General features: G+C 65.2%; 18 protein-coding genes and 1 tRNA gene. 10 read left to right on the top strand and 9 right to left on the bottom strand.

Annotation, left to right across the window (positions count from 1 at the left end; genetic code table 11):
* Nucleotides 1-73: 73 nt before the first annotated feature.
* Nucleotides 74-805: a hypothetical protein gene (locus O6W96_RS08795; RefSeq protein ID WP_353469174.1), complete on the bottom strand. Its 732-nt coding sequence runs from the start codon at nucleotides 803-805 to the stop codon at nucleotides 74-76.
* Between the two features lie 111 nt (nucleotides 806-916).
* On the opposite strand from O6W96_RS08795, the gene O6W96_RS08790 reads away from it, so the two are divergent.
* Complete coding sequence (locus O6W96_RS08790) at nucleotides 917-1,138, top strand: hypothetical protein (RefSeq protein ID WP_056052052.1); 222 nt, start codon at nucleotides 917-919, stop codon at nucleotides 1,136-1,138.
* A gap of 57 nt (nucleotides 1,139-1,195) precedes the next feature.
* On the opposite strand, the gene O6W96_RS08785 is transcribed toward O6W96_RS08790, so the two are convergent.
* Nucleotides 1,196-1,624, bottom strand: coding sequence for an OsmC family protein (locus O6W96_RS08785; protein ID WP_133020776.1), 429 nt, complete (start codon nucleotides 1,622-1,624; stop codon nucleotides 1,196-1,198).
* Nucleotides 1,625-1,730: 106 nt separating this feature from the next.
* Nucleotides 1,731-2,036 (bottom strand): glycine zipper 2TM domain-containing protein, encoded by a 306-nt coding sequence (locus O6W96_RS08780; protein ID WP_056065671.1) that lies wholly within the window; start codon nucleotides 2,034-2,036, stop codon nucleotides 1,731-1,733.
* 195 nt (nucleotides 2,037-2,231) lie between these two features.
* Here O6W96_RS08780 and O6W96_RS08775 point away from each other — a divergent pair, with 195 nt between their 5' ends.
* Nucleotides 2,232-2,870 (top strand): trimeric intracellular cation channel family protein, encoded by a 639-nt coding sequence (locus O6W96_RS08775; RefSeq protein ID WP_353469390.1) that lies wholly within the window; start codon nucleotides 2,232-2,234, stop codon nucleotides 2,868-2,870.
* A 323-nt stretch (nucleotides 2,871-3,193) separates the two neighbouring features.
* Here the strand turns inward: O6W96_RS08775 and O6W96_RS08770 are convergent, their stop codons facing one another.
* Both O6W96_RS08770 and sppA read right to left on the bottom strand, forming a co-directional pair.
* Complete coding sequence (locus O6W96_RS08770; protein ID WP_353469173.1) at nucleotides 3,194-3,781, bottom strand: GNAT family N-acetyltransferase; 588 nt, start codon at nucleotides 3,779-3,781, stop codon at nucleotides 3,194-3,196.
* Nucleotides 3,781-5,724, bottom strand: a complete 1,944-nt coding sequence (sppA, locus tag O6W96_RS08765) for a signal peptide peptidase SppA (protein ID WP_353469172.1) — start codon at nucleotides 5,722-5,724, stop codon at nucleotides 3,781-3,783. The genes O6W96_RS08770 and sppA overlap by 1 nt, the downstream gene beginning before the upstream one ends.
* A 463-nt stretch (nucleotides 5,725-6,187) precedes the next feature.
* Here sppA and groES point away from each other — a divergent pair, with 463 nt between their 5' ends.
* From groES to O6W96_RS08735, 6 genes are all read left to right on the top strand, one after another.
* Nucleotides 6,188-6,475 carry a co-chaperone GroES gene (gene groES, locus O6W96_RS08760; RefSeq protein WP_056052039.1) on the top strand — a complete coding sequence of 96 codons (288 nt, stop codon included), beginning with the start codon at nucleotides 6,188-6,190 and terminating at the stop codon, nucleotides 6,473-6,475.
* A 66-nt stretch (nucleotides 6,476-6,541) separates the two neighbouring features.
* Nucleotides 6,542-8,185, top strand: a complete 1,644-nt coding sequence (groL, locus tag O6W96_RS08755) for a chaperonin GroEL (RefSeq protein ID WP_056065680.1) — start codon at nucleotides 6,542-6,544, stop codon at nucleotides 8,183-8,185.
* 202 nt (nucleotides 8,186-8,387) lie between these two features.
* Entirely contained in the window at nucleotides 8,388-8,951 is a 564-nt protein-coding gene (locus tag O6W96_RS08750; RefSeq protein WP_353469170.1) for a Uma2 family endonuclease, read from the top strand.
* Nucleotides 8,952-9,122: 171 nt separating this feature from the next.
* Nucleotides 9,123-10,070, top strand: coding sequence for a sigma factor-like helix-turn-helix DNA-binding protein (locus O6W96_RS08745; protein ID WP_353469169.1), 948 nt, complete (start codon nucleotides 9,123-9,125; stop codon nucleotides 10,068-10,070).
* A gap of 34 nt (nucleotides 10,071-10,104) precedes the next feature.
* Nucleotides 10,105-10,563 (top strand): hypothetical protein, encoded by a 459-nt coding sequence (locus O6W96_RS08740; protein ID WP_353469168.1) that lies wholly within the window; start codon nucleotides 10,105-10,107, stop codon nucleotides 10,561-10,563.
* 20 nt (nucleotides 10,564-10,583) lie between these two features.
* Complete coding sequence (locus O6W96_RS08735) at nucleotides 10,584-11,021, top strand: hypothetical protein (RefSeq protein WP_353469167.1); 438 nt, start codon at nucleotides 10,584-10,586, stop codon at nucleotides 11,019-11,021.
* Between the two features lie 52 nt (nucleotides 11,022-11,073).
* Here the strand turns inward: O6W96_RS08735 and O6W96_RS08730 are convergent.
* A tRNA-Gly gene (locus tag O6W96_RS08730) sits at nucleotides 11,074-11,147 on the bottom strand.
* A 117-nt stretch (nucleotides 11,148-11,264) separates the two neighbouring features.
* Here O6W96_RS08730 and O6W96_RS08725 point away from each other — a divergent pair.
* On the top strand, nucleotides 11,265-12,539 hold the full coding sequence (locus O6W96_RS08725; RefSeq protein WP_353469166.1) for a methyltransferase family protein: 1,275 nt from the start codon (nucleotides 11,265-11,267) through the stop codon (nucleotides 12,537-12,539).
* Between the two features lie 111 nt (nucleotides 12,540-12,650).
* Here O6W96_RS08725 and O6W96_RS08720 read toward each other — a convergent pair whose 3' ends face one another.
* The 3 genes from O6W96_RS08720 to O6W96_RS08710 all read right to left on the bottom strand — a co-directional run bounded on the left by O6W96_RS08720 (nucleotide 12,651) and on the right by O6W96_RS08710 (nucleotide 15,232).
* A complete protein-coding gene (locus tag O6W96_RS08720) occupies nucleotides 12,651-14,039 on the bottom strand; it encodes a glutamate--cysteine ligase (RefSeq protein WP_353469165.1) in 1,389 nt (462 codons plus the stop codon).
* A gap of 73 nt (nucleotides 14,040-14,112) precedes the next feature.
* Complete coding sequence (locus O6W96_RS08715) at nucleotides 14,113-14,862, bottom strand: 16S rRNA (uracil(1498)-N(3))-methyltransferase (protein ID WP_353469164.1); 750 nt, start codon at nucleotides 14,860-14,862, stop codon at nucleotides 14,113-14,115.
* A 208-nt stretch (nucleotides 14,863-15,070) separates the two neighbouring features.
* Complete coding sequence (locus tag O6W96_RS08710; protein WP_353469163.1) at nucleotides 15,071-15,232, bottom strand: hypothetical protein; 162 nt, start codon at nucleotides 15,230-15,232, stop codon at nucleotides 15,071-15,073.
* A gap of 83 nt (nucleotides 15,233-15,315) precedes the next feature.
* On the opposite strand from O6W96_RS08710, the gene ubiA reads away from it, so the two are divergent.
* Nucleotides 15,316-16,257, top strand: coding sequence for a 4-hydroxybenzoate octaprenyltransferase (gene ubiA / locus O6W96_RS08705; protein WP_353469162.1), 942 nt, complete (start codon nucleotides 15,316-15,318; stop codon nucleotides 16,255-16,257).
* Nucleotides 16,258-16,266 lie beyond the last annotated feature (9 nt).

Here is a 16,266-nt window from a genome sequence, read left to right as displayed (position 1 = left end):
CTCCGCCGGGGAGGTGCACTTGTTGGTTGCTTGCTCCGGGAGTGTGCCGTTCAGTAGGGTCGAGACCACGCCCTCACCGCCCAGCGTTGGAAACCATATCCACATCGCTCCCGCCACCAGCCCGCGCCGTCACATACACCACATAAGCGTCATTCCCCCGAACCCCGCCCAGCACATGCTGCCTGCCGTCCGTACTATGCCCCGCCGAATACCCGGCGGCGCTAGCCTTCGTGAAATACCAGTCGAGCATCTTCTGCATCGGCGCAGCACTCGCGAAACTCACCACGCGCAACCGGCACCCGTCCCGATCTGCCCCAGCAGCCTCGGTCAACCGCGCCGCCGGATACAGCGGGAGGTCGGCGGGCAACCGGTTCGCCCACCCCGCCGAATAGCCGATCTTCTGCGCACAGACCCCAGCATCCGGCGTCGTCTGCCGCTCTGCCAGCGCCCCCAGCGTCAGCGCGCCGTTCGCGGTCTTGCACTCCGGACAGTCGTTGGACGCCACCGGCGCGCGCTTCAGCGTCCGCGGATCGACCGGATCGGCCTTGAGGGGACCCTCTGGCGGCACCGCGCCACTATCCGGCCGAGGCGGCGGTCGCACCGCGTCGGTGTTGGACGACTGTGCCAGCCGGGGATCGACCATGATCTGCCCCCCCAACGACGACGTCAGCGCCGGATCGCGCACCGCGCCGTTGGTCAGCTCGGCATCGAGGCTGTTGAGATCCTGCTGGTCGGTCGACGACCGTCCGCACGCGGCCAGCGCAAGCGGCAAAAGGATCAGGGCGGGGCGCAGGGGAAAACTCATCACCACCATCCTATGCGCGAAAGACGGTGAAGAAAGCGTTTTCCGCAGGTCCCCAGTCGGGCGTGTGACGCCGATCTTGCCCGAACCCCCGCGACTCGCCATGTTCACCCCATGCTGAACATCGTCTCGATCCTCATCGGCCTCGTCACCCTGGTGCTTGGCCTCGTCGCGTTCATCCCGTTGCTCGGCTGGATGAACTGGCTCGTCATCCCGATCGGCATCGTCGGGGCCGCGGTCGGCGCGCTGTCATCGAGCAGCGGCGGCCGCAACCTCAACATCGTGCTGATCATCATCTTCGCGCTCCGCCTCAGCCTCGGCGGCGGGATCATCTGACGCAAGAAGGGCCCGGCGTTTTCACCGGGCCCTCCTGATTGCGAAACCTACCCGCCGTTATGCGGCGAGGGTGTGCTCCAGGGTGATCTCGGCGTTGAGCACCTTCGACACCGGGCAGTTGGCCTTGGCGTCCGCGGCGATCGCCTCGAACTCTTCCTTCGAGATGCCGTCGACCTTCGCGTTCAGCGTCAGCGCCGACTTGGTGATCTTGAACCCGTCGCCATCCTTGTCGAGCGTCACCTTGGCGGACGTCTCGAGCGTCCCCGCCTCATACCCCTTGCCGGCGAGTGCGAAGCTCAGCGCCATCGTGAAGCACGATGCATGCGCGGCCGCGATCAGCTCCTCCGGGTTGGTGCCGGGCTCGTTCTCGAACCGCGTGTTGAAGCCGTAGGGGCTGTCGGACAGCACGCCCGACTGAGTCGAGACATGACCCTTGCCGCTCTTGCCAAGGCCTTCATACTTCGCCGAACCGCTGCGTGTGGTCATCGTTTTGATCCTTCACCGGACAAGAAAAAAGGCGTCGCGGTTTCCCACGACGCCCTTCCACAACGCGCAACTACGGAAATAGCGGCATTGATTTAGCCGATGAGTATCAGCGGCAACGACGGTTGTTGTTGCTCGTGCCCTTGTCGATCGCGCGACCGGCGAGGCCACCGAGAACAGCGCCGCCCAGCGTGCCGACCGTGCGGTCGCCGCGGGTGTCGACCGTTCGGCCGAGCAGTGCGCCACCGACGCCGCCGATGATCGTACCGGTCGTGCCGTTGCTCTTCTTGCAATAGACGCGGCCGTCACGACCACGCCATTCGCGACGATCGCGCGCATCGGCGGCCGACACGGGAACGAGGACGGTCGGCAGGACCATTGCGCTGAGGCCCATGGCCAGAACGAACTTACGCATCATGTAACTCCCTAGTGAATTGATCTGCTGGTATAACGAGGGGACTATACCGGCAGTTGCATGAACCAAAAACAACACCGCGTTCATGCTGGCGTTCATCTTCGGGACCGCCATCGGGGCATTGCGCTCAACAGCCGACGGGCATCATCCGTGGTCCCGCTTTACGCTGGATGGCAGGCCGGTTACGCCGCCGCGATGTTGCCCGTGCCCTTGCCCGTCGAGATCCTCCCCGTCGCCGCGCCGTGGTTCGACCTGGCGGGGCTCGCCGTGTTCGCCGCGTCGGGTGCGCTGGCGGCTGCCAAGCGCGGGCAGACGTTCGTGACGCTCGTGTTCTTCGGGCTCATCACAGGCGTCGGCGGCGGTACGGTGCGCGATCTGTTGATCGGCGCGCCGGTGTTCTGGGTGCATGACGCGCGGGCGGCGAGCGTGTGCCTGGGGGTGGCGCTGTTGATCTGGGTGACGCCCGAGCGCTGGTGGAAGGACGAAGCGCTCGGCTGGTTCGACGCGGTCGGGCTCGCGGCGTACGCGGTGTACGGCGCAGCCAAGGCTTTGGGGTATGGCGTGCCGCCGGTACCCGCGGCGCTGATGGGGGTGATGACGGCGTGCGTCGGCGGCATCATCCGCGATGTGCTGGCGGGGGAGCCCTCGATCCTGATGCGTCCGGAACTGTACGTGACCGCGGCGGCGCTGGCGGCGGCGAGTTATGTCGGGCTGGTGTTGCTGGGCGTGCCGCTCGGGTTGGCGGCGGTCATCGCGGCAAGTGCCGGGTTTACGCTGAGGGCGGCCGCGATCCGCTTTCACCTGGCGCTGCCGGCATATGGTGGCCGCCGCTAACTCATAAAGTTTGCCGCGCAATAACCTTGTGTCCCCGCGAAGGCGGGGACCCAGACTGGGCTCCCGCCTTCGCGGGAGAACAAGGAGGGGAGGGCGGTCGGTTGAGCTTGAACCGACAGTTACCACTCGTCGGCCTGATCTTTGCTCATTGGAGAAAGCACCTCCCAACACCGCCCCCACCCCGGCGAAGGCCGGGGTCCAATTGGGGGACGTTGCTGACGACGGGCCGCGCTACGTTACTACAACCACACCAATTGGACCCCGGCCTTCGCCGGGGTGGTGTGAGTGTTCGCGCGAGCCTTCTATAATGAGGTGCGGAAGCTCTACCCCCGCACAACCCCAACATCCGCAAACCGCCGCGGCTCCACCGGCGGCATCGCAGGTTCATTCAACGCGCACTGCCAATGCCCGACATCAATCCACTGCCCGTTCTTGTATCCCACCTCGCGGTACACCCCCGCGCGTCGGAACCCGACCGCCTCATGCAGCTTGATCGACGAATCGTTCGGCAACGCGATCGCCCCGATCGCCTGCGTAAACCCCTGAGCCCGCAGCGTATCGATCAGCGCCTCGTACAACAGCCGCCCCGCGCCCTGCCGCTGCGCCGCATCCGCGACATATACCGTGGTCTCGCACGCGAACCGGTACGCCTCGCGCTTGTGGAACGCCGAGGCATAGGCGAACGCCAGCACATCGCCCTCGGACCCGATCGTCGCGACCAGCCACGGATACAGACCATCCGAAGCTGCCATCCGCGCGCGCATCTGCCGCGCATCGGGCGCCTCGGTCTCGAACGACACCGTCCCGACCAGCACGTGCGGTGCATAGATCGCCGCGATCGACGCGGCATCCTCGGGCACCGCCGCCCGGATCACTATCCCGCCCCCGTTGCCAGTTGCGGGGATAGTCATCAGAACCCGATCCGCGCCAACAGCAGGTCGAGCAGCTTGGCATCGCCGATGCCCACGGCCGTCGGCCCCATCCCGCCACACTCCAGGCAGCGTGCCTGGATCGAGCCAGAGGTCGCCAGCCGCTTCATGTCGCCGACCGCACGCGCAAGCATCTGGCGACGATCCGCCGCGACGTGCGCGAAGGCATCGCCGCCACCGGCATCATCGTCGCCATCATTGCCGAAATCCTGCGCGATCGTCGCGAGAAAGCCCGGCTTCTTCTCCAGATACTCGGCATGCACCTTGGCGGGATCGAGTTTGGCACGCTTGGCCGCCTCGTCGATCGCGTCCTGCAACGTGCCGAACCGGTCGACCAGCCCGATCTGACGCGCGGTGCCGCCATCCCAGACACGGCCCTGGCCGATCTCGTCGACCCGTGCCGGCGTCATCTTGCGCGATGCGGCCACGCGCGAGACGAACTGACGATAGCCGTTCTCGATCCCCGCCTGCGCGATCGCATCGAACATCGGCGTGGTGCCGCCGGTAATGTCGGGCTGGCCCGACAATGGCGTGGTCTTCACCCCGTCGCTGGTCACGCCGATCTTGGCGAGCGCGTTCTCGAACGTCGGCACGACCCCGAAGATCCCGATCGAGCCGGTGATCGTGCCGGGCTCGGCGAAGATCACGTCCGCCGGCGTCGACACCCAGTAACCGCCGCTCGCGGCCAGCCCGCCCATCGACACGACGACGGGAAGCTTCTGCCGCTTGGCTTCGAGGATCGCGAGCCGGATCTGCTCGGACGCCATCACCGATCCGCCCGGCGAGTCGACGCGCACGACCAGCGCCTTCAGCGTCTTCTTGGCGAGGCCGTCGAGCACCGCCTTCTCGATCGTCTTGCCCGCCGCCTTGCCGGGGCCGCTCTCGCCATCGACAATCTCGCCGGCGATCGTCAGCACGCCGATCGAATCGCCCGCGGTCGGGAGAGGGTTGGCCTTCACCCACGCGTCGTACTTGATCTCCGTGTAGTTGCCCGCCGGCTTGTTGGCGTCGCTGCCCGCGATCTCCGCCACGCGCCGCCCGAAGCTGGTCCGATCGCCGAGCTTGTCGACGATGCCTGCGCGCAGGTTTGCCTCGGCGATGTTGCCGTTCGCCGCGAGGATCACCTTGTCCGGCGCGCTCATGAACTGCGCGATCTGCGCCTTGGGCCGTGCCTTGGCGACGGCCTCGCGCCACTGCGCGAACAACGTGCCGTACAGCGCGGTGCTCGCCGCCTTCGCGTCCTCGCTCTGGTCCGCCCGCGTGTAGGGCTCGACGAACGACTTGTACCGGCCGACGCGGTACACGTGCGCGTTGACGCCGAGCTTGTCGATCAGGCCCTTGTAATAGAGCTGGTTGCCGCCCGGCCCCATGAAGATCGTGCCGCCCAGCGGGTTGACCCAGATCTCGCTCGCATTCGCCGCGAGGCGATAGCCGCCGTCGGTGTACGCGGTCGCGTAAGCCAGCACCGGCTTGCCGCTAGCGCGCACCCGCGCGAGCGCGTCGCCGACCTCGCCCAGCGCCGCCGGATACGCACCACCGAAGCTGTCGAGATCGAGCACGACCACCTTCACGCGCGCATCGGTGCGCGCGGTATCGATCGAGCGCACCACGTCGCGCAGGCGAAACTGCCGAGTCCGGCTCTGCCCCGACAGTGCTGCGAACGCGGCCTGTTCCTCGGGTTGTTCGACGATCGAGCCGTTCAGGTCGAGCACCAGCGCCCCGTCCTTGATCGCCGTCGTGCTCTGCCGCGCATTGAGCGCCGCGAAGATCAGCCCGAAGAACAGCAACATCGCGATCAGGACGAGCGCATCCTTGATCGCCACGAGGAACTTCCACACGCCCCGGACGAGCCGCCATTTCCGCCGCGGCGGGCGGGCAGGGTCGACATAGGAGGGGGCGTAGGACGGCGCAGCGGTATCGGTCATGGCATGAGAGCTAGAGCAACGGGGCGCACAGGTAAATGCCCTGTATTACGCGTCCAACACAGGAAGCGTTCTAGCCCGCCCATCTACCCCAATCACCACGCAATCCCCCTCCCGCAAGCGGAAGGGAGCAGAAGGGAGAGTTCGCCCAGCCTTGTTATCCTGCGAATGCAAGCGCCCCGACGCATCCCAATTCCACCAGCCCGGCGAAGGCCGGGCCCAGTTGGGGAACGTCGTCAACGGAGCGGTGCGTTCCGTTACGCCGACCTAGCCACCTGGGCCCCGGCCTTCGCCGGGGTGGTGTTTCGGGCAAACGAGCGCAGGTGCCCGAAACCCACGCCCGCCCGAAAAAAATTCGCCCGCGGAACCTTTGACATGCCGCACCCCGAGGCACATATGCCGACCGTTGGCACTCGATAACCTCGAGTGCCAGAAATCTGTCACAATCCAAAAGGACATGGACCCCATGAACTTTCGTCCGTTGCATGATCGCGTGCTGGTGAAGCGCCTCGAAGCCGAAGAGAAGACGGCTGGCGGCATCATCATCCCCGACACCGCCAAGGAAAAGCCGCAGGAAGGCGAAGTCGTCGCCATCGGCACCGGCACCCGCGCCGAGAACGGCACGATCACCCCGCTCGACGTCAAGACCGGCGACAAGATCCTGTTCGGCAAATGGTCGGGCACCGAAGTGAAGGTTGATGGTGAGGACCTCCTCATCATGAAGGAATCCGACATTCTTGGAATCGTCGGCTGACTTTTGCCGGGTTACCTTGGTGTAACCTTATCGTGACTTTTCAACTTATACGAAAGGGCAGCTAGCATGGCTTCCAAAGACGTAAAATTCGGTCGTGACGCGCGTGAGCGCATCCTCCGCGGCGTCGACATCCTCGCCGACGCAGTCAAGGTGACCTTGGGCCCCAAGGGCCGCAACGTCGTCATCGACAAGAGCTTCGGCGCACCGCGCATCACCAAGGACGGCGTCACCGTCGCCAAGGAGATCGAGCTCAAGGACAAGTTCGAGAACATGGGTGCGCAGATGCTGCGCGAAGTGGCCTCGAAGACCAACGACATCGCCGGTGACGGCACGACCACCGCGACGGTCCTCGCTCAGGCGATCGTCCGCGAAGGCATGAAGTCGGTCGCAGCGGGCATGAACCCGATGGACCTGAAGCGCGGCATCGATCTCGCCGTCATCAAGGTCGTCGAGGACGTCAAGGCGCGTTCGAAGCCGGTTTCGGGTTCGAAGGAAGTGGCGCAGGTCGGCATCATCTCGGCCAACGGCGACCGTGAAGTCGGCGAGAAGATCGCCGAAGCCATGGAGAAGGTCGGCAAGGAAGGCGTGATCACCGTCGAGGAAGCGAAGGGTCTCGAATTCGAGCTCGACGTCGTCGAGGGCATGCAGTTCGACCGCGGCTATCTGTCGCCGTACTTCATTACCAACCCCGAGAAGATGACCGTCGAGCTTCAGGATCCCTACATCCTGATCCACGAGAAGAAGCTCTCGAACCTGCAGGCGATGCTCCCGATCCTGGAAGCCGTCGTCCAGTCGGGTCGTCCGCTCCTGATCATCGCAGAAGACATCGAGGGTGAGGCTCTGGCCACGCTCGTCGTCAACAAGCTGCGCGGCGGCCTGAAGGTCGCAGCGGTCAAGGCACCGGGCTTCGGCGATCGTCGCAAGGCGATGCTCGAGGACATCGCGATCCTGACCAAGGGCGAGATGATCTCGGAAGACCTCGGCATCAAGCTCGAGACCGTCACGCTCGGCATGCTCGGCACCGCCAAGCGCGTCACGATCGACAAGGACAACACCGTCATCGTCGACGGTGCCGGCGATCACGACACGATCAAGGGCCGCACCGAAGCGATCCGCCAGCAGATCGAGAACACGACCAGCGACTACGACAAGGAGAAGCTCCAGGAGCGTCTCGCGAAGCTTGCTGGCGGCGTTGCCGTGATCAAGGTCGGTGGCTCGTCCGAGGTTGAGGTCAAGGAGCGCAAGGACCGCGTCGACGACGCCCTGCACGCAACCCGCGCAGCCGTCGAAGAAGGCATCGTCCCCGGCGGCGGCACGGCTCTGCTGTATGCAACCAAGGCGCTTGATGGCCTCGAGGGTGCGAACGACGACCAGACCCGCGGTATCGATATCGTGCGGAAATCGCTGACGGCTCTGGTTCGCCAGATCGCGCAGAACGCGGGTCATGACGGTGCGGTGGTTTCGGGCAAGCTGCTCGACGGCAACGACACGTCGATCGGCTTCAACGCCGCGACCGACACGTACGAGAACCTGGTGGAAGCCGGCGTGATTGATCCCACCAAGGTCGTCCGCACCGCGCTGCAGAACGCAGCATCGGTCGCAGGCCTCCTGATCACGACCGAAGCGGCCGTGAGCGAAATGGCCGAAGACAAGCCTGCCATGCCTATGGGCGGCGGCGGCATGGGCGGCATGGGCGGCATGGACTTCTGATCCGCAGGGCGGCCGTAGCCACTCTGGCTACGGACTTGCCCGAGGACGGCCGGCGGGTCGGCGGCGCAAGCCACCGATCCCGTCCGACGAAAGCAGCGGCTTCGCCGCTGCTCGGTTCCAAGCCAAACACCGACCAAAGCAAAGGGCCGGGGAGCAATCCCCGGCCCTTTTTTTGTCCGCGGACAAGTGGTAAAACACACCGATGCGGCATGATCCCCTCTACAAGAAGATCACGGTCGACGAGTTCCTCGCGATCGACTTTGGCACGGACCGCAAGTTCGAGCTGGTCGACGGCGTCATCCGCATGATGACCGGCGGCACCCCCGCGCACTCACGCGTGGCGAGTAACATCCTGATGTATCTCGGTACCAAGCTCCGCGGCACCGGCTGCCGAGCCTATAATTCCGACATGGGCGTGTGCGTCAACGATACCGATCTACGCTACCCTGACGTCAGCGTCTTCTGCGGCAACCCCGCCACGCGCGAACGCGAGGAACAACGCGCATTCAGCGATCCGACGGTAATCTTCGAAGTTCTGTCCGGCTCGACCGCGAAGATCGACCAGGGCAGCAAGCTCGCTGAATATCGCGAACTTGCCTCAGTCGACACGATCGTCTTCGCGGACCCGGAAAATGAATTGACCCGCGTAGTCCAACGGCTCGGCCCGACGACGTGGCGCGACCATATGTTCGCGCAGCCACATGACGTCGCACTGCCCTCGCTGGACCTCACCATCCCGCACGACGAGATTTTCGCCCGCGATTGAGGCGCTCGACGTTCGCCGATTGCTTACTGCAGGTAGGAGATCGGCGAAGACTGCCCATTTAGGACCAAGAGTTTCTGCGCGTTTCAACGTGTTGCGTGATCGTGCCGAAGGAACCCCGCCCCGATATACGTGACAGGTGCAACCGCCGCGCGTTCACGCTACCATTGGAGCATGACCGCAGGACGTATCGATCAGTTGACCGAAGCCCAGCGCGCGTGCCTGCGGCTAGTGCTGACGCATCATAATTCGAAGGAGATCGCCGCGGTCTTCGGCGTATCGCCCTCTGCAATCGACAAGCGGATCGAGCGTGCCATCCAGGTCCTGGGCGTCGGTACCCGTTTCGAAGCAGCACGAAGGCTGGAGGAGCATGAGCGCGGCGCGACGGGCAGATCCGCGCCGGATCGCAAGACACTGCAGATCGATGAGCCCATGGCCACATACGAACGGCTACCATCCGAACCAATCGACGTTCCCATCCCCCCCTCCGATACCCCAGACAGCGCTCAGATCGAGCCGTGGGGGCTTGCTCGCCGCTTCTTCGGAATGTCCGAAGCTGGCGGGTCGACGGGGGTGGCGCGCAATCGGTTTTCGGTTGGCGACAGGATGGTTCGACTGATTGCTCTGATGGGCCTGATTGCCGTCACGTCGATGGCACTGGTGAACATGGCGATGACGTTGAACAGCCTGCTGCGATCGAACCGAGACCGCAATCCTCCCGTACACGGTGCCGCAACGACGGCGCCATCGGGGAGAACGACGATGTTGAAACAGCGACGGGACGCGACCGACAAGGTCACGGTCGATTTTCTGAAGGCCGAGGCCGCGGTCGATCATGCAGCCATGCTCGCGGCGTCCTGCGTATCAACGCTGCTGCAACAGCGCGTTGCCGCCAATCTGCCGGTCGGTACCGGCGTGATGGCGCTGCAGATGATATCGCAGGCCTCGCTCGACATGATCAATGCACGCCAACGCTTCGTCGAAGCGCATCGCGCGCTGGTTGCTGTTCGCGCGGAGATCGGGCTCGGCCAGTTCTACGGGTACGGTGATACGGCAGAATGTCCGCCGAACGAAGGCGCGCTTCGAGCCGACGGCCCGGTTCGCCTGGCAGCGGTGGCCTGAACGGCCGGTTTCGGTTCTGCTTTGGAGGTAAGAGTTGGACCGTGTCTGGCTGTTCTACACGATACAGGTTGCCGCGTCTGGCTACGCCCTCCTTCGGGGTGGCGCGCCGGAACGATTGACGGGACTGGCATTGCTGCTCGCGGCCGTTTTCACCGGCCTCGTTCAGCGGAATATTCCGGTCCTGTTCGCGGGACTGGAAGCGGGCGTGCTGATCGTCGACCTCACCTTGCTGGCGGCGATGGTCGCGATCACGCTGAAGGCCGATCGGTTCTGGCCAGCCTGGGCTACCGCGCTCCACGCGTTGGGAACGGGGGCCCATCTGGCCAGAGCGATCAGTCCTGACGTCATCCGGCTCGTCTATGCCGTCCTCTCGGCTGCCTGGAGCTATCCCATCGTCCTGCTTCTCGTGATCGGGACAGTCAGGCACTCGCGCAGGATCCAGGCCCGTGGCTGGGATCTCGACTGGAGTCGCCAGGACCCGACCCTCCGCTGAAGCGTATTCGGAAGACGTTTATGACTTACGCAACTGCTGCGGTGTCGATCACGGCCGCCAAACGCGTGGCCTTTCTGCCCGTTCTGAATGTGCCTGCCGGCGATCCGGCGGCACATGTGATCTCGCCGGCGTTGGTCGAGGTTGCCAAGCGTCTTTACGGGGTGAGAAAGGTTCGCGACGAGCTGCTGGGCGAAGCGCTGTTTTCGGAACCGGCATGGGATATCCTGCTCGATCTTTTCATATCCGATTACGAACATCGCCAGCTGAGCGTCTCGGCCGTCTGCATCGGCGCCCGCGCGCCCTCCGCGACGGCGTTGCGCTATCTGACGATGTTGCAGGACGCCGACCTGGTCGAACGGACGCGGGACGAACGCGATGGACGGCGGTCGCACGTTCGACTGACGATGCTCGGCCGACGGCACATGGCCAGCCTGTTGGGTCAGTTCATCGCGGAATGAAGGTAGCGGCTGGTCAACACGCGTTCCGTACGAGGAACGATGACAGCTAAGTTGGAGCGGGTAACGGGAATCGAACCCGTGTATTCAGCTTGGAAGGCTGCTGTACTACCATTGTACTATACCCGCCCTACGCGTCCGAGCGAGTATCCGACTAGCGTCGCCGCGCGCCCGGCGCAAGCGTTCCTGTGTGCCCATTCGACCATGCTTCATGCCTTCATTACCATTATGCGCTAGGGCGCAGGCATGGATCATGACCCAGCGATTGCCTTGCTTGCCAGAACCGATCCTCGACCGAAATCGGCGGTCAGCCACGGTGCAGGCGTGGCGGGACTGGTCGGCGTACTCGTCTGGATCGGCATCGCGCGCCGGTTCGGCATGGATGGACCATATGCAGCACTGATCAACGTCGCCGCGTGCGGCATGCCGATGATCGCCTGGTCGCTGTTCGTCGACAAGGTCCATTTGAGCCCAAGCACCGGTATCGACTGGTCTGCCGCGAAGCCCTGGCGCGAGACCCTCGATCTAAGCCTTACCAAGTTAGCCGGCTTATGGGCGACCTGGGCGGTGATCGCAGTGATCTACGGAGCGGGCCGCTTTTACTGGCAGGGCAATTTCGCGTTCGCGATGTGGTGTTTCACCAATGCCGCACCGATCCTGTTCGTCGTATCGATCCCCTATGTCCTGTGGATCGACTGCTATCTGGTCGAGCCGCGCGACGGCGCCTGGCATCTCGGGGCGTGGCTGACGGGGCAGGTGGGTGTCGAGCCCGAGGCAATCTACGGCCATGCGCGCGCCTGGGGCGTGAAGACGTTCTTTCTCGCGTTCATGCTGGCGATCGTGCCGCCCGGGTTTGGCGATTTCGTCCGCGGTGACATCGCCGCGGTTCTCCGCGATCCGGTCGCGTTGGCGAGTTGGCTGGTCACGCTGATGTTTCTGATCGACGTGGCGTTCGCGACGGTCGGGTATCTGCTGACGTTCCGCCCGCTCGATTCGCACATCCGCAGCGCCAACCCATTCGCGGCGGCATGGACGCCCGCGCTGATGTGCTATCCGCCGTTCATCCTGATGACGCCCGGCGGGCCGCTCGATTATCATCCCGGCACGTCGGACTGGGCATACTGGTTTCAGGGGCATCCGATCCTGCTAGCGCTGATCGGCGCCGTACTGGTCGGACTGACGGCGATCTATGCCTGGGCGACGATGGCGTTCGGCTTCCGTTTTTCGAACCTCACCAATCGGGGAATCCTGACGCATGGACCCTATGCGGTGTCGCGGCACCCGGCGTATCTGTCGAAGAACCTGTTCTGGTGGATCTCCACGATCCCCGTGCTGACGCTCGGCAGCGTGGTCGACGCGGCCCGTGCGACGCTGCTGATGGCAGCTGTCAGCGGGGTGTATTACTGGCGCGCGAAGACGGAGGAGCGCCATCTGAAGCTCGATCCGGACTATCGCGCCTATTTCGACTGGATGACACGCAACGGCCTAGTGCCGCGGCTGTTTGCGAAGCTGCGCGGCTGATTTCCCTCCCGCTTGCGGGGGGGGTAGGGGAGGGGCTGACCTATGCCGTGGACCGGATCGCTCGCGGCCAAGCCCTCCCCCGACCCCTCCCCGTAAACGGGAGGGGAGCAGTCAGAAACTGGCTTCGTCGTAGACCTTCGACACGTCGCCATTCCAGGCGCCGTGATAGCGATCGAGCAGCACTTCCGCCGGCACCTTGCCGCTCCGAACGATCTCCCGCAGTGGATCGAGGAACCCGGTCTCGTTGTCGCCAGCCCGATTGAATCGTGCCCGTGCCGACAGCCCCGCGCCCGCGATATCGAGCACTTCGCCGGCGATATCGCGCAGCTTGCCGCCGCCCGCGATCGGCGCGTTCAGCGCGAGCTTCGGCACCGCATCGCGCAACGCCTGGCGCTCATCGATCGTCCAGTCCTTGACGAGATCCCACGCCGCATCGAGCGCACCCTGATCGTACAGCAACCCGACCCAAAGGGCCGGCAGCGCACAGATCCGGTTCCACGGCCCGCCATCGGCACCGCGCATCTCGAGGAACGTCTTCAGCCGGACCTCCGGAAACGCTGTCGACAGGTGATCGGTCCAGTCGTCGAGCGTCGGCTTCTCGCCCGGCAGCACCGACAATTCGCCCTTGAGGAAGTCGCGGAACGACAGCCCAGCGGCATCGATATACTTGCCCTTGCGGTAGACGAAGTACATCGGCACATCGAGCGCGTACTCGGCGTAGCGCTCATACCCGAAGCCGTCCTCGAACACGAACGGCAGCATGCCGGTGCGATGCGGATCGGTGTCCGACCAGATATGGCTGCGATACGACAGCATCCCGTTGGGCTTGCCCTCGGTAAACGGCGAGTTCGCGAACAGCGCGGTAGCGAGCGGCTGGAGCGCCAACCCCACGCGGAATTTCTTCACCATGTCCGCCTCGGACGCGTAATCCAGGTTCACCTGGATCGTGCAGGTCCGCAGCATCATGTCGAGGCCCATGCTGCCGACCCGCGGCATGTGCCGCAGCATGATCGCATAACGCCCCTTGGGCATCGTCGGCAGTTCGGCGCGCGTCTTGTCCGGCCACATGCCGAGCCCGAGGAAGCCGATGCCGAGTTTCTCGCCCGCCGCCTTCACCTGTTCCAGATGGCGCCCGGTCTCCGCGCAGGTCTCGTGCAGCGAATCGAGCGGCGCGCCCGAGAGCTCGAACTGGCCCGCGGGTTCCAGGCTGATGCTGCCGTCGGGACCCGACATGGCGATCGCGTTTTCGGCGCCGTCGGGGCCGCACTCCATGACCGGCTTCCAGCCATATTGCTCCAGCTCGCCGAGCAGCGCGCGGATGCCGCTTGGCTCGTCATAGGACGGCGCGTGGTGATCGCCGTTCGCATAGACGAACTTCTCGTGCTCGGTGCCGATCCGCCACGCATCCTTCGGCTTTTCGCCGCCCGCGAAGCTGGCGATCAACTGGTCGCGCGACTCGATCGTCGGGCTGGTCTTTTTCGGAGCGGGAATCGTCGTCATCGCCGCGCCTTACGCGCCGATGAACGAGGGTGCTAGAGGGTATCCGGACCAATCGGTAGCAATGTCGCACCGTTCATTCGCCGCGCCAATCGCCCGCCGCCGCCATCCACAAGGCAACGGCCGCGCCCGCCGCGGTTTCAGCGCGAAGGATCCGCGGCCCCAGCCCGATCCCGACCGCGTTCGGATGCGCGCGAATCGCCTCGCGTTCGTCGGTATCGAAGCCGCCTTCGGGCCCGATGAGGATCGCCGCCGGACCGGGTCGCGACCGCATCGGCTCCAGCGCCGGCACGCCGCCGGTCTCGTCGGCAAAGAACAGTGCGCGGTTCCCAGGCCAGTCGCGCAGTAACGCGGCGAGCTTCACCGGTTCGGCCACCTCGGGCAGCGCGGTACGCCCGCATTGCTCGGCCGCCTCGATCATCTGCGTCCGCAGGCGATCGGTATTGGGCTTGTCGACGATCGTCCGCCGCGTGACCACCGGCACTAGCCGCGCGACGCCGAGCTCGCACGCTTTCTCCGCCATCCAGTCGACCCGCCCCTTCTTGAGCGGCGCGGCGCACAGCCAAAGATCGGGCACGTCCTCGCGCGGCCGCAGCAATTCGGTGACGTCGAGCACCAGATCGCGCTTCCCGACGCTCGACGCCACCCCGAGCCATTCCCCGGTCCGATCGTCGAACAGCTTGACCGGATCACCCACTTTCATCCGCATTACGCCTGCGAGATAATGCGCCGCTGCCCCATCTACGTAAAGCGGACCGGCCGCGAGCGGCGTATCGACGAAGAGGCGCGGCGTGGATTGCGGCGGCCAAGCTGGGGTTGCGGGCATTAGGACATCCTAGCAGATCCTCCCCGGCACGGGGAGGGGGACCAGCGCCGCTGGTGGAGGGGGGCTTCCAGGAGAGAAGCGCCTGCGTCTGGCACCTTCTATCAGCGTATCGCACGCGGCGATCCCCCTCCACCCTTCGCCGATGGCGAACGGTCCCCCTCCCCGTGCCGGGGAGGATTTGGAGACGCGCCTTTGCGGGAAGGGGCGTTCAGCGTTTCCGCCGCGCCCACATCTTTCGGGCTACCACCGACGCTATAACCACAAGCACCACGCCAAGGATCAAAACCCCCGCGACCGCGCCCGCGACGCGGAAAATTCCCCAGAACAGCGCTTCGACGAAGCGGCCGACCGCGACCGACAGGCCGATCATGCGAGAGGGTCCGAACGCGCCACTGCCTCGACCCTAGCCGGTGAAGGCTTGCGCGCCAAACCCCGTCTTCCTACGCCTCCGCGATGCAGACCAAGCCGAGCCACACGGAAATCGTCCCCGACAGCGAACACCGAGGGTTGGTCGGCCGCCTCCCGCCAACCCTCCGCGGCCTCGCGCTGCTAGCGCGGTTCGACAGGCCGATCGGCTGGTGGCTGCTGTTCTGGCCCGGCGCCTGGGGCGTCGCCCTCGCTGGTGGCGCAGTCGAGCGTTGGGATCTGATCCTATGGCTCCTCCTCGGGAGCATCGCGATGCGCGGCGCGGGGTGCGTCTTCAACGACATCGTCGACCGCGACCTCGACGCGCAGGTCGCGCGCACCCGCGCTCGGCCGATCCCGAGCGGGCTCGTCTCGATCAAGCTCGCCTGGGCGTGGCTCGTCGCGCTTTGCCTGATCGGGTTCGCCGTCCTCCTGCAACTCACCTTCTTCGCCGCGATCGTCGCACTCGCCAGCCTCGCGCCCGTCGCCGCCTACCCGTTCATGAAGCGCATCACCTGGTGGCCGCAGGCGTGGCTCGGCATCGTCTTCTCCTGGGCCCTGCTGGTCGGCTGGAGCGACATCGCCGGCGCGCTCGATACGCCGATGTGGCTGCTCTACGCCGGTTCGATCGCGTGGGTGATCGGCTACGACACGATCTACGCGCTGCAGGACCGCGAGGACGACGCGATGATCGGCATCCGCTCCTCCGCGCTCCGCATGGGCGCGCACGTGAAGGCCGGCGTCGGCATCTTCTACGTCGCCGCCGTCGCGTTATGGGCCGCAGCCTTCTGGCAAGTGCGCCCCGACCCGCTCGCGATCGCCGCGCTCGTCCCCGTCGCGCTCCACCTCGCATGGCAAGTCGTCACCCTCAAACCCGACACGCACGAGGGCGCAGGCACCGCCGCACTTGCCCGCTTCCGGTCGAACCGTTTCGCCGGACTGCTGATGTTCCTCGCCTGCGTGGTTGTCGGCACGAGCCTGCATCCTTAAGTCGCTGAT

It is taken from the genome of Sphingomonas faeni, assembly GCF_040407495.1.
GTDB classification, from domain to species: Bacteria; Pseudomonadota; Alphaproteobacteria; order Sphingomonadales; family Sphingomonadaceae; genus Sphingomonas; species Sphingomonas faeni_D.
The sequence above is the reverse complement of the archived record's forward strand: the minus strand, read 5'-3'. Positions and strand labels throughout refer to the sequence as shown.

Coding starts and splice junctions, on each gene's coding strand:
- O6W96_RS08795 (WP_353469174.1), bottom strand. CDS start 805: ATGAGTTTTCCCCTGCGCCCCGCCCTGATCCTTTTGCCGCTTGCGCTG.
- O6W96_RS08790 (WP_056052052.1), top strand. CDS start 917: ATGCTGAACATCGTCTCGATCCTCATCGGCCTCGTCACCCTGGTGCTT.
- O6W96_RS08785 (WP_133020776.1), bottom strand. CDS start 1,624: ATGACCACACGCAGCGGTTCGGCGAAGTATGAAGGCCTTGGCAAGAGC.
- O6W96_RS08780 (WP_056065671.1), bottom strand. CDS start 2,036: ATGCGTAAGTTCGTTCTGGCCATGGGCCTCAGCGCAATGGTCCTGCCG.
- O6W96_RS08775 (WP_353469390.1), top strand. CDS start 2,232: ATGTTGCCCGTGCCCTTGCCCGTCGAGATCCTCCCCGTCGCCGCGCCG.
- O6W96_RS08770 (WP_353469173.1), bottom strand. CDS start 3,781: ATGACTATCCCCGCAACTGGCAACGGGGGCGGGATAGTGATCCGGGCG.
- sppA (WP_353469172.1), bottom strand. CDS start 5,724: ATGACCGATACCGCTGCGCCGTCCTACGCCCCCTCCTATGTCGACCCT.
- groES (WP_056052039.1), top strand. CDS start 6,188: ATGAACTTTCGTCCGTTGCATGATCGCGTGCTGGTGAAGCGCCTCGAA.
- groL (WP_056065680.1), top strand. CDS start 6,542: ATGGCTTCCAAAGACGTAAAATTCGGTCGTGACGCGCGTGAGCGCATC.
- O6W96_RS08750 (WP_353469170.1), top strand. CDS start 8,388: ATGCGGCATGATCCCCTCTACAAGAAGATCACGGTCGACGAGTTCCTC.
- O6W96_RS08745 (WP_353469169.1), top strand. CDS start 9,123: ATGACCGCAGGACGTATCGATCAGTTGACCGAAGCCCAGCGCGCGTGC.
- O6W96_RS08735 (WP_353469167.1), top strand. CDS start 10,584: ATGACTTACGCAACTGCTGCGGTGTCGATCACGGCCGCCAAACGCGTG.
- O6W96_RS08725 (WP_353469166.1), top strand. CDS start 11,265: ATGGATCATGACCCAGCGATTGCCTTGCTTGCCAGAACCGATCCTCGA.
- O6W96_RS08720 (WP_353469165.1), bottom strand. CDS start 14,039: ATGACGACGATTCCCGCTCCGAAAAAGACCAGCCCGACGATCGAGTCG.
- O6W96_RS08715 (WP_353469164.1), bottom strand. CDS start 14,862: ATGCCCGCAACCCCAGCTTGGCCGCCGCAATCCACGCCGCGCCTCTTC.
- O6W96_RS08710 (WP_353469163.1), bottom strand. CDS start 15,232: ATGATCGGCCTGTCGGTCGCGGTCGGCCGCTTCGTCGAAGCGCTGTTC.
- ubiA (WP_353469162.1), top strand. CDS start 15,316: ATGCAGACCAAGCCGAGCCACACGGAAATCGTCCCCGACAGCGAACAC.